The following is an 11,925-nucleotide window of genomic DNA, read 5'->3' as shown; positions in this document are numbered from 1 at the left end:
CAATCGAGTTCGAGACCGTCTACGCTGACCAGACCCTGGCCCTCGCGGCCTGACTCATCAAAGAAGACGTGTCAACCGTTCCTGGGGCAGTCCCGATCAGCATTGGACAGCGTTGCCTCGCTGCGTGCGGGCACTGCATCGTCGGGTCCAGGCACGTAGCCAGTCTGGCCTGCGACACCTGTCATTACGCTCCCGCCACGCAGTTCCGCTCGCGTCCAACGTCACTTGCTCAGCCAGCCGCCACAGGCGTGCGCGGATCCGGCCACTTCGAGACGACCATTCGACGTCTTCGACACAACCGGCTGTCTCTAAGGACCGTGGGTGACATTCCACTTCGCCGTACCGACCCGGCAGCTCAAATCAAGGTGCCGAGTAGGCACTGCCGCGGAAGGATCAGTGGATGTCGAGGTGACGAATCCTTCGCAGGCTGAGCGCGAGCAGAGCCGCGGTGAGCGCGAGCAGGAGTGTTGTGAAGGTGAGGTTTCCTGGGCCGTCGGGCAGTTGAGGGACAAGAGCGAAGGGTGAGGCGTAGAACGCCTCGGGTGGCAGGAGCCGTAGCTCGACACCGAATTCGAGCGCGAGCAACAGCGCGAGCAAGGTGAAGCCCGTCGCCGCGGCGAAGCGCGGTGTGGTCGCAAGGACGGCGGTCACCACGGCGATCAGAATCCACACAGCGGGCGCGCGGACGATGGCGCCCCACGTCCATGCGAGGACTTCGTAGCCGTCGCCTTGTGCGATCCCGAGGCCGATGCCCAGGCCGAATCCGAGCAGTGCCGCGAGGCTCGCAATAGCTGCGGTGGTGGTGTGGGCGAGCAGCCAGCGGCTGCGTCGTACGGGGTGCGCGAGGAGTGCTTCGGCTCGTCCGCTGGCGACCTCGCCGCGCAGCCGAAGCACTGTGACCAGCCCGAGGACGGTGATGACCTCGGGCGCCAGGTAGAGCGCGACGTTCGCCAGGCCGGCGCCGGTTCCGCCGAGCTGGAGGTCGGCTTGCTGGTCCACGGTCGATGCCACGATTCCGATGAGCAGCCCGACCACCATCGAGCCGATGCTCCAGCCGATGATCGTGCCTCGGCTGATTCGCAGCGCCAGGGAGAACGGTCCGCGCAGCGTGGGCGATGCTTGGGTGCGACCGGCGCGGTCCGGCAGGAGACCGGCACCGAAGTCTCGGCCTGCTGCGATGCGAAGACTGAGGAGTGCTGCACCGACAGCTAGTGCGAGGCCGGGCAGTAGTGCGATGACGTTGTTCTGCGCGAAGGGCCGGGCTGCGGCGATCCAGCCGAGGGGCGACAGCCATGGCGAGCCACCGGACGCGTCGACGGCCCCGCGAACCAGGTACAGGGCCGCCAGGACGATGACGCTCAGGCTCGTCGCGCCGCGACCGGTGCGGACGACCTGTCCGACAAGGCCGGCGATGCCCGCGAAGAACAGACCGGTGACGACGACCTGGGCGCCGGCGAGCACGCTTCCCCCGGTCTCGGCGCCCAGTGCGGCCAGCCCGCTCGTGACGATCAGACCGGCGCCGAGCGACCCGGCGGCCGCGACCAGGAGTGCCGCGTTCAGCGGTGCCGCGCGGCCGATCGCGGCGGTTCCCAGCAGCTCGATCGTGCCGTCCTCCTCAGAGGTGCGGGTGTTGCGGATGACGACGAAGGTGGACGCAAGGCCGATCAGGATCGCCGCGATGCCTTGGATGCGCCAGACGACGAGGCCGCCGATGCCGGTGCTCGTCATCGGCCCGATCAGGAACAGCTCGCCGGCGTCGGCGTTGACGATCTGCGCGAGCTCGGCGCGGGCGAGCTCGGTCGGGTAGGTGCCGACGATGCCCGCGCCGACGGCGACGAGCACGAGCGCGACGAGCCCATACCAGACCGGCGCGTGAACGCGTTCGCGCCGAACGGTCACGGCGAGCATCGGTGCGGTGCCGGGTAGCGCGCTCATCGCACGGTCTCCTTCTTGGCTGTCCCGTGCTCGGTCGACTGGTAGTAGTGCAGGAACAGGTCCTCCAGGGTCGGAGGGTTGACCGTGAGCGACTCGATGCCGAATCCGGCCAGCCGGGTCATCAGCTCGTCGTACTGGGTGGTCGTGACCGTCACCCGGGCGCCGTCGACGGTGACGTCCTGCACCCCGGCGACGCCGTCCAGACCGGTCGGTGGTGTGGAGAGCACGGCGCCCACGACCGTTGCGGCGTGGGCGCGCAGCTGGCCGAGCGAGCCGGTGTCGACGACCGTGCCGGCCCGGACGATGCTGACCCGTTCACAGAGCTGTTCGACCTCCGAGAGGATGTGGCTGGACAGCAGGACCGTCGTACCGGCGTCGTGCGCCTCGCGCACGCACTGCTTGAAGACCTCCTCCATGAGGGGGTCCAGGCCGGAGGTGGGTTCGTCGAGGATCAGCAGGTCCGCCTCGAGACTGAACGCTGAGATCAGGCCGACCTTCTGCCGGTTGCCCTTGGAGTACGTCCGGGACTTCTTGGCGGGGTCCAGCTCGAACCGTTCGATCAGGTCGTCACGCCGTGCCCTGTTGGAGGTGCCGTGCATGCGTGCGAGCAGGTCGACCACCTCTCCACCGGTGAGGCTCGGCCACAGGCTCACGTCGCCGGGTACGTACGCGAGTCGGCGACGTACGCCGACCGGGTCCGACCAAGGGTCCTGGCCCAGGACGCGAGCAGTGCCGCCGTCAGCGCGCAGCATGCCGAGCAGGACGCGGATAGTGGTGGACTTGCCCGCCCCGTTGGGGCCGAGCAGACCGTGCACCTCACCCTGGTTTACGGTCAGATCGAGACCGTCGAGGGCAGGCACGCGGCCGAATGATTTGGACACACCATTGAGGTGGATGACTGGAGCCATAATTCACACACTACACAGATTACGTGAACTCTGTGAACTGCGTGTAACCTGGCTCCTCACCAGGAGGACGCCGTGCCGTCGCGCACGGCGGTGTGCAGGGAGGACGCAGGGAGGACCCAGTGACAGACAGCACCGAGAAGTTCGTCGACCGGTTTGCCGAGCTGCTCTCCCGCTCGGGATGGCCGCGGATGTCGGCACGGATGTTCGCCGACCTCATGGCTACGCCTGACGGGACGCTCACTGCCGCCGAGCTGTCGACGAGACTCGGAGTGGGACCGTCGGCAATCTCGAACGGCGCCAAGATGCTCCGCACCCTGGGCCTCGTGGACACCGTCCGCCGCAGCGACCGACAGCTCGTCTACGAGGTCCGGCCGGACGCCTGGGTGACAGCGACCGTCAGCCAGAACGACAACCTGCGCGCACTGGAAGCGATCCTCAACGAAGGTGCTCGTGCCGTTCACGACGAGCGAGCTACCGCCCGCCTGACCGAGACGGCTGACTTCTTCGCGTTCCTCCGTGCACAGCTCCCCGCACTCGTGGAGCAATGGCGTTCCACGCGCTGAGCCCGCTCCGCGCTGCAGGAAGGGGGCCGCTTAGTCGTGGGTGAACTGGGAGAGATCGATGCCGCGTTCGGTGGCAAGGGTCTGGAGCTTCTCGGCGTCGTCGGTCTGGATGCAGACGCACGCGTGAAGGCCGTCGACGTCGCGGCGAACGATGTAGTACGCGTTGCTGTCGGTGAGCTGATTCCCGTCGGCGTCCAGGAAGAGCCAGCGCACCTGTACCAGTTTGATGGCGTCAGTCAGGTCCTCGACCTTGAGGCATTCATGGCTGACTGAGGCCAGGCCGAGCTCTCGGTACAGCGGGTAGGACTGTTCAAGGCCCTGAGCCATGGTCGCGCGGTCCTCGACGACGCCGGCGAAGCGGTCGTCGAGGATCATCCCCGGCGTGGTCCACAGGTCGGCGGCGGCCTTGGAATCGAAGGCGGTCAGGGTGGCTGCGTAGCGGGTCAGATAGTAGTCGATCTCGGGATCGGTCTGGCTCATGTCTTCGACCCTAGTGGCGAACGCCGCCAAGGATATGGCGGTGTTCCGGGCGGATCGTTGTCTGGTGCGAGGGCAGCGGTGAGCTTTCCGAACGCGCTCTGCGCGGTGGCTGAGCTGCATGACCCGATCGAGACGAGGGCGGCAAGAAGCGCCGAGACCTCGCCGGGCGACAGCCGCACCTGGCAGTCCTGGTCTCTGGCGGCGATCCGGTATCCGCCTCGAACACCCATGATCATCTCAAGGGGGATCCCGGCTTCCCGCAGCCGGGCAGCATCTCGCTCGATCGTGCCAGGCACGTCGAGCGCCGCGAGGATCCACCGATCCAGGAGGTCTATGTAGCCGTCGCGGGTGGTCGGCTTGAGCTCGCGGATCGAGAGCCAGGTCCGGGCGTACTCGCGCAGCGGGACATCACCGGTCTCCGGCTCGCGATCGTGCCGCGGTGAACATCGGCGAGAACCTTGGCCAGGGCGGCGTTTGCATGCTCGTACTTGTCGAAGGTGCCGACCGGCCGTCGACGACCGTCGGGACCCGTGTAGCGGGCCTGCCAGCGTCCGGGGCGGTCTCGCGGATGTTGCCGTACGCGGCGCGGCGGCCGCGTCGTCGCGTCTTCATACCCGCAGTTGTGCCCGGAAGGCCCGGGTGAGTGTCTATGACCGTGGGTGAGGCGGGCATCGGGTAACTCCGCTCCAGCCCCAGTCGTTACCAACCAAGGGCACGATAGGGCACGGAGAGTGCCTTCCATGCCTCCGGGAGTGCGAAGAGCGCAAGCCAGAAACCTGCTCTGACCTGCGCTCTCGCATGGCGAGCGGGCGACGGGAATCGAACCCGCGTAATTAGTTTGGAAGACTAGAGCTCTACCATTGAGCTACGCCCGCACGACCGCGCGCGATGCGCGGTGCGGTGAACACACTAGCAAACATCAGTACCTCGTCGACCCCGCCGTCCCCCGCCGAACACCACCGCTCCGCACCGGCCACACCTCACGGCGCAGGAACCAGCACGTCCCGCACCAGCGCATCTAGCTGCGCATCCGCCTCGAGGAACTGCCGCAGCGTCCGCCGCGACGGACCGAACCCTGCGAACTCCCCAGCCGCCAGCCCATCAGGCTCGTAAGCAGCCCGGAAGTCCGGCAGCGCCCGCGTGAGCGCGTCGAGGATCTCAGGATCCACAGGCGAGTCGATACGAGACGGCAGGGCCAACCCGTTCCGATTGATCGACTCCTGCCACTCGAACGGCGGCGAGATCACGAGGTCACCACCAACCAGCTCCGACAGGTGCAGGTGCGTCCGGAACGCCGCAGACAGCACTCGCGTGCGATAGCCCCGCTCCTGGAAGATCCGGTACGCATTCTTCAGAGCAGCCACACCGGCCCAGTCGAGCACTCCCGGCGGGAGGAGCAGGCCCTCACGCGCCGCGACGATCTTGAGCCAGTCGTCGAGCCGGCCGACCATGATGGTCGCGACGGCGCCGATCTCCTCGACCGGCAGTCCCGCGCGCTCGCGGCGGACGAGACCGCGCTCGACGGCCTCGGCGACGGCCACGGCCTGCGCAACGGTGAACGAGACCGTCGCGTTGACGCTGATGCCGCGGTAGGTCGCTTCCTCGATCGCCTCGACGCCGACCTGGGTCGCCGGAATCTTCACGATGATGTTCGGGGCCAGGGCGGCGAACTGCTCCGCCTGGCGCACCAGGGCAGCGGGGTCCCGGTGGAGGCGCGGATCGGTCTGGATCGAGAGCCGCCCGTTCCGGCCGCCGGACTCCTCGAAGGCCGGCAGCAGCAGGCGGGCCGCCTCGACGCTCAGCTCCTGGACCACCAGCCAGCCGAGCTCCGACTCGGTGGCGGTGGGCCGCTCGTCCGCGAGGGTGCGCAGCCGGGACGTCCAGCGCGGCAGGTCCGCCTCGATCGCCGCGAGCGCGATCACCGGGTTGCAGGTCGCGCCGACGGCGCCCCAGGCGATCGCGCGGCCGAGCTGCTCCGGGTCTGCTGAGTCGTTCCAGAGGGCGGTCCGCGGGTGCTCCCGCGTCATGCGCGCCAGGGGGGACTCCCCGGCGGCGCCGTCGGTGGCGGCGGTGTCGAGCGTCTGGGTCACGAGATCCTCCGGAGGCGTAGGCCGACGGTGCGCGTCCGCACCCGAGCCCGCTTCGTCGCAGGGTTCGGCGTGGCCCCATTCGACAGTGCGTCCAGGCAACCTGTCAACCGAATGTCAGGACAAAGATCGGGAGGCCGATGCCAGTTCGGGAACAACCGGGCGGTCAGCTCGCGAACAGCATGGTGTCGAACATGTACCGGGACGCACGGTAGATGTGCTGCCCGAACTCGATACCACGGCCGTTGTCGTCGTACGCGGTGCGCTCCATGGTCAGCAGCGCCGCCCGCGGCTTCTCGTTCAGCGTGCGGGCCTCTGCCGCCGTCGCCGAGCGGGCCCCGATGCGCTGCCGCGCGACCTTGGGCTTGGCGCCGCGCGAACGCAGCAGGTCGTACAGCCCGCTCGTCGCGAGCTCCTCGGCGCCGGGAGCGATGCTCGGCGGAACGTAGTTGGTGAGCACGGCCAGCGGCTCGCCGTCGGCCAGGCGCAGGCGGCGGATCATGACCACCTCCGTGCCTTCCGGCAGCTCGAGCGCCTCTGCGACCTCGGCGCTCGCGGGCACGGTCCGATGCTCGAGCACCTCGGTGCTGGGCTTGCGGCCGGACTTCGACAGGTCGTCGTGCAGGCTCGTCAGCTCGACGGGCCGGCGTACGCGCGCGGGGGCCACATGCGTGCCGACGCCGCGCTGACGCACCAGGCGCCCGCGCTCGACCAGGTCCTGCAGCGCCTGGCGCGCGGTGGGGCGCGAGATGCCGAGGCGCGCTGCCAGTGCCACCTCGTTCTCGAGGAACTCGCCGGGCTGCATCCGCCCGTCCTCGATCGCTGCGTCGATAGCTGTGGCGACCTGGTGGTACAGGGGCACCGGGCTCGACCGGTCGAGGTCGATACGCAGCGTCTGGGGCACGGGGAGCTCCTCCTCAGGGTCTTCTTGTCGGCGAAAGTCTAGCCGCCGGTGGTCCTGAGGACGGGATGTTCAAATGTCAGGACAAAGTATTGACAGGAGAGCGCGTCGAAGGCAGGGTCGAGATACCTGCCGCACGGGTGGTGCGGGCGGATCCGCGACGATGGGGATGAGGCAGCATGACAGGACGCGACGACGCCTGGGCGCCGGACGTGCTCGCGATCGGCCGCACCGGGGTCGACCTGTACCCGCTGCAGAGCGGTGTCGGGCTGGAGGACGTGCAGTCCTTCGGCAAGTACCTCGGGGGAAGCCCGACGAACGTCGCGGTCGCCGCCGCCCGGCTGGGCTGTGCCACCGCTCTCGTCACCGGCGTGGGGGAGGACCCCTTCGGCCGGTACGTACGCCGCGAGCTCCGCGCGTTCGGGGTCGACGACCAGCATGTCGTCGTGGTGCCCGAGCTGCACACCCCCGTCACGTTCTGCGAGATCTTCCCGCCCGACGACTTCCCGCTCTGGTTCTACCGGTCGCCGTCGGCCCCCGACCTGCGGGTCACGCCGCAGGACGTCGACATCGAAGCCGTCAGGTCGGCTCGCCTGTTCTGGCTCACCAGCACCGGCCTGAGCCAGGAGCCCAGCCGGTCGGCGCACCTCGCGGCCCTCGCCGCGCGCGGCCGGTCCGGCCACACCGTGCTCGACCTGGACTACCGCCCGATGTTCTGGCCCGACGCCGAGGCGGCACGCGAGCAGATCCGTGCGGTGCTGCCGCACGTGACGATAGCCGTGGGCAACCGGGAGGAATGCTTCGTCGCCGTCGGCGAGAAGGACCCCGACCGGGCCGCCGACGCGCTGCTGGCCACCGGCGTCGAGCTGGCGGTGGTCAAGCAGGGGCCCCGCGGGGTGCTGGCCAAGACCCGCGACGAACGGGTGGTCGTGCCGCCGGTCGCCGTCGACGTCGTCAACGGGCTCGGCGCCGGCGACGGCTTCGGCGGGTCGCTGTGCCACGGGCTGCTGCAGGGCTGGTCGCTCGAGCGGACGCTCAGGTTCGCCAACGCCGCCGGCGCCATCGTGGCCGCGCGGCTGGAGTGCTCGACGTCGATGCCGACGGTCGCCGAGGTCGAGCACCTGCTGGCCACGGGCAGGGTGCCCGCGCAGGGGACCGGTGCCTCCGTCCAGGTCCGCGAGCGTGCGACCGCACCCGCCCTGACCGTGGACGACGTCGCCGAGCTGCGGCTGAGCGACCCGCGGGCGCTGCGCGAGCGGCTCCTCGCCCGGCCGCGGCACCCGGGCTCGGTCCCGGGCGAGCGGTTCCTCGTCATCGCCGCCGACCATCCGGCGCGCGGCGCAGTGGCCGTGGGCGGCGACCCCATGGCGATGGCCGACCGGCGCGACCTCCTGCGCCGGACGGCGATCGCGCTGGGGCGGCCGGGCGTCGGGGGCTTCCTCGGTACCGCCGACCTGGTCGAGGAGCTGGCCGCGATGGGCGCGCTGGATGGCAAGCTGGTCTACGGGTCGATGAACCGCGGCGGCCTGGCCGGTTCATCGTTCGAGCTGGACGACCGCTTCACCGGCTACGACGCCCGCGGCATCGCCGAGGCGGGCCTGGACGGCGGCAAGATGCTGCTGCGCATCGACCCGCAGGACCCCGCCTCCGTCGTCACGCTGGAGGCGAGCGCCCGCGCCGTCGACGAGCTCGCCGACCGCGGCCTCGTGGCGATGGTCGAGCCGTTCATCTCCCGGCGGGTCGACGGGCGCGTGGGCAACGACCTGACCCCCGATGCGGTGATGCGCGCCATCGCGGTCGCGTCCGGCCTGGGCCGCACCTCCGCCTACACGTGGCTCAAGCTGCCCGTCGTGGAGGACATGGAGCGGGTCCTGTCGGCGTCGACCCTGCCCGCGCTCATCCTCGGCGGGGAGGTCAGTGGTGACCAGGACGCCGCCATGGCCGGCTGGGCCAAGGCGCTCGCCCTGCCGACGGTGCGCGGCCTGGTGATCGGCAGGTCGCTGCTGTATCCGCCGAACGGCGACGTCGCGGCGGCCGTGGACGAGGCGGTGACCCTGCTGTGAACGATCTGATCCGCAGAGCCGGCGTCCCAGACCCGCGCACCGGCGGCCCGGTCGCCGAGGTGACCCCCGAGCGGGCCGGCTGGGGCTACAGCGGCCTCCTGGTCCACGAGATCGCCCCGGGCGGGCACCTCGACCTGGAGCTCACGGCCGACGAAGCGGTCGTCGTACCGCTGCGCGGCAGCCTGCGCCTGGACGTGACGGACCCCGACGGCCGACGGCACGACCTGCGGCTGACCGGCCGCGAGAGCGTCTTCGCCGGCCCGGCGGACGTCGCCTACCTGCCCGTCGGCTCGACGGTCACGCTGCGACCCGACGGCGCAGACGCCCCAGACGGCGGGGACGCCCCAGACGGCGGGGACGCCCCCGACGGCGCGGACGCCAGGGTGGCGATCGGCACCGCGCGCGCCGGCCGGGCGCTGCCCGTGCAGGTGCTGCGGGCGAGCGAGGTGCCGGTCGACCTGCGTGGCGCCGGCCGGGCCAGCCGCCAGGTGCACAACTACACGATCGGCACCGCCGTCGACGTCGACCGCATCCTGGTGTGCGAGGTGCTCACCCCTGGCGGCAACTGGTCCAGCTACCCGCCGCACAAGCACGACGTGCACAGCGACGTCCCCGGCCACGAGGAACGTGAGCTGGAGGAGATCTACTACTTCGAGGTGGCCGACGGGCCAGCCGGCCCTGGGCTCGCGCACCACCAGGTGTACGGAACGGCGGACCGGCCGATCGACGTGCTGGCCGAGGTCCGCACCGGCGACACCGTGCTGGTCCCGCACGGGTACCACGGGCCGTCCGCCGCGGCTCCGGGCTACGACCTGTACTACCTCAACGTCATGGCCGGCCCGGCCGACGACGGCACCTGGCTGTCCGTCGACGACCCGGCCCACCACTGGGTGCGCGGGACGTGGGAGTCGGAGCCCGTCGACCCGCGTCTCCCGCTGGGTGCGACCCCCGCGCCCACCACGAACCCGACCACGGATCTCACCGAGGAGCCCACGTGAGCACCACCACCAGCACGGTCCCCAGCCCCGGCGCCACCGTCCGCCTCACGGTCGGTCAGGCCCTGGTCCGCTTCCTCGCGCACCAGCACACCGAGCGCGACGGTGTGACCCAGCGGCTGTTCGCCGGCGCGTTCGGCATCTTCGGGCACGGCAACGTCGCAGGGTTCGGGCAGGGGCTGCTGCAGGCGCACGTCGAGGCCGCCGAGTCCGGCGTACCGGTGGGCGAGACCGGAGCCGACGAGCTGCCCTACCTGCTGGCCCGCAACGAGCAGGGGATGGTGCACGCCGCCGTCGGCTACGCCCGTACCAAGGAGCGGCTGCAGACCTTCGCGTGCACCGCGTCGATCGGCCCCGGCTCGACCAACATGATCACCGGCGCCGCCCTGGCGACCATCGACCGGATCCCCGTGCTGCTGCTGCCCTCCGACGTCTTCGCCGGCCGGCTCCCGGACCCGGTGCTGCAGCAGCTCGAGCACCCCGGCGGCCCCGACGTGACGGTCAACGACGCGTTCCGCCCGGTGTCGCGGTACTTCGACCGGATCTGGCGGCCCGAGCAGCTCCTGTCCAGCGCGCCCGCCGCCATGCGCGTGCTGACCGACCCCGCCGAGACCGGCGCCGTCACGATCTGCCTCCCGCAGGACGTGCAGGCCGAGGCCTACGACTGGCCCGTCGAGTTCTTCCGCGACCGCGTGTGGCACGTCGCGCGCCCGGTCCCGGAGCCCGCCGCGCTGGCCCGCGCCGTCGAGGTGATCCGCTCCGCCAAGCGGCCGCTCGTGGTCGCGGGCGGCGGCGTCGTCTACTCCGGGGCGAGCGAGGCGCTGCGCGCCTTCGCCACCGCGACCGGCATCCCCGTCGCCGACACGCAGGCAGGCAAGGGCGCCATCCCCTGGGACCACCCGCTCGCCGTCGGGGGAGTGGGCGCCACCGGCAACGCCGCAGCCAACGCGCTCGCGGCCACCGCCGACGTCGTCATCGGTGTCGGCACCCGCTACACGGACTTCACGACGGCCAGCCATACCGCCTTCCGTGGCCCGGGCGTGCGGTTCGTCAACCTCAATGTCGCCGCGTTCGACGCAGCCAAGCACTCGGCCCAGATGCTGGTCGCCGACGCCCGCGAGGGGCTCGCCGCGCTCACCGAGGCCCTGGCGGGCCACGACACGGACGCCGAGTACCGGGCCGATGTCACACGGCGCGTGGCCGACTGGCAGGAGGTCACCGAACGCTGCTACCACCTGGGCCACGGCCCGCTGCCCGCCCAGACCGAGATCTTCGGGGCGCTCAACGAGCTGATGGGCGACGAGGACATCGTCATCAACGCCGCCGGCTCGATGCCGGGTGACCTGCAGGCGCTGTGGCGGGCGCGGACGCCGTCGCAGTACCACCTGGAGTACGGCTACTCCTGCATGGGCTACGAGATCCCGGCGGCCATGGGCGCGAAACTCGCGGCGCCCGGCCGGGAGGTGGTGGCGATCGTGGGCGACGGCACCTACCAGATGCTCCCGCAGGAGCTCGCGACCATCGTCTCGGAACGCGTCAAGGTGATCGTGGTGCTGCTGCAGAACCACGGGTTCGCCTCGATCGGGGCGTTGTCGGAGTCGCACGGCTCGCAGCGCTTCGGCACCAGGTACCAGATGCGCAATCCCGAGACCGGCCTGCTCGACGGCGACGACGTGCCCCTCGACCTGGTGCGCAACGCCGAGAGCTTCGGCGTCGACGTGCTGGTCGCCAAGAGCGTCGAGGACTTTCGCGCGGCTTTCCGCACCGCCGTCGCCTCGGACGCCGCGACCCTCATCCACGTCGAGACCGACCTCCAGGGGCCGAATCCGCCGTCGTCGAGCTGGTGGGACGTGCCCGTGAGCGAGGTCTCCACCCTGGCCAGCACCCGTACCGCACGCGCCGAGTACGAGGCGGGCGGCGCCGCGCGGCGGCACTACCTGTGACGCCGCGCCCCGCCGACCCCACCGAACCGCCGGACCCGACCGACTCGACC

The 11,925-nt window shown here is 70.7% G+C and carries 8 protein-coding genes, 1 tRNA gene and 1 pseudogene; 4 read left to right on the top strand and 6 right to left on the bottom strand.

The window, feature by feature from the left end; genetic code table 11:
• Positions 1 to 393: 393 nt before the first annotated feature.
• A complete protein-coding gene (locus AB0F40_RS16420) occupies positions 394 to 1,935 on the bottom strand; it encodes an ABC transporter permease (protein ID WP_357469489.1) in 1,542 nt (513 codons plus the stop codon).
• Positions 1,932 to 2,843, bottom strand: a complete 912-nt coding sequence (locus AB0F40_RS16415; RefSeq protein ID WP_357469486.1) for an ABC transporter ATP-binding protein — start codon at positions 2,841 to 2,843, stop codon at positions 1,932 to 1,934. The genes AB0F40_RS16420 and AB0F40_RS16415 overlap by 4 nt, the downstream gene beginning before the upstream one ends.
• A 119-nt stretch (positions 2,844 to 2,962) precedes the next feature.
• On the opposite strand from AB0F40_RS16415, the gene AB0F40_RS16410 reads away from it, so the two are divergent.
• Positions 2,963 to 3,406: a hypothetical protein gene (locus AB0F40_RS16410; protein WP_357469483.1), complete on the top strand. Its 444-nt coding sequence runs from the start codon at positions 2,963 to 2,965 to the stop codon at positions 3,404 to 3,406.
• 30 nt (positions 3,407 to 3,436) lie between these two features.
• On the opposite strand, the gene AB0F40_RS16405 is transcribed toward AB0F40_RS16410, so the two are convergent.
• The 4 genes from AB0F40_RS16405 to AB0F40_RS16390 all read right to left on the bottom strand — a co-directional run bounded on the left by AB0F40_RS16405 (position 3,437) and on the right by AB0F40_RS16390 (position 6,877).
• On the bottom strand, positions 3,437 to 3,886 hold the full coding sequence (locus AB0F40_RS16405) for a hypothetical protein (RefSeq protein ID WP_357469480.1): 450 nt from the start codon (positions 3,884 to 3,886) through the stop codon (positions 3,437 to 3,439).
• An 804-nt stretch (positions 3,887 to 4,690) separates the two neighbouring features.
• A tRNA-Gly gene (locus tag AB0F40_RS16400) sits at positions 4,691 to 4,761 on the bottom strand.
• A 105-nt stretch (positions 4,762 to 4,866) separates the two neighbouring features.
• Positions 4,867 to 5,976, bottom strand: a complete 1,110-nt coding sequence (locus tag AB0F40_RS16395) for a transaldolase family protein (protein ID WP_357469477.1) — start codon at positions 5,974 to 5,976, stop codon at positions 4,867 to 4,869.
• A 163-nt stretch (positions 5,977 to 6,139) separates the two neighbouring features.
• Entirely contained in the window at positions 6,140 to 6,877 is a 738-nt protein-coding gene (locus tag AB0F40_RS16390; RefSeq protein ID WP_357469473.1) for a GntR family transcriptional regulator, read from the bottom strand.
• A gap of 176 nt (positions 6,878 to 7,053) precedes the next feature.
• On the opposite strand from AB0F40_RS16390, the pseudogene iolC reads away from it, so the two are divergent.
• The 3 genes and pseudogenes from iolC to iolD all read left to right on the top strand — a co-directional run.
• Positions 7,054 to 8,010 (top strand): annotated as a pseudogene (gene iolC, locus AB0F40_RS16385) (5-dehydro-2-deoxygluconokinase); the annotation flags it as partial.
• 923 nt (positions 8,011 to 8,933) lie between these two features.
• Complete coding sequence (gene iolB / locus AB0F40_RS16380) at positions 8,934 to 9,935, top strand: 5-deoxy-glucuronate isomerase (protein WP_357469470.1); 1,002 nt, start codon at positions 8,934 to 8,936, stop codon at positions 9,933 to 9,935.
• On the top strand, positions 9,932 to 11,875 hold the full coding sequence (gene iolD / locus AB0F40_RS16375) for a 3D-(3,5/4)-trihydroxycyclohexane-1,2-dione acylhydrolase (decyclizing) (protein ID WP_357469467.1): 1,944 nt from the start codon (positions 9,932 to 9,934) through the stop codon (positions 11,873 to 11,875). Before iolB ends, iolD begins: the two co-directional genes overlap by 4 nt.
• Positions 11,876 to 11,925: the final 50 nt, after the last annotated feature.

Source organism: Promicromonospora sp. NPDC023987 (genome assembly GCF_040639055.1).
Taxonomy (GTDB): Bacteria; Actinomycetota; Actinomycetes; order Actinomycetales; family Cellulomonadaceae; genus Promicromonospora.
Note: the sequence above shows the minus strand (reverse complement) of the source record. Positions and strands in the feature narration are given on the sequence as shown.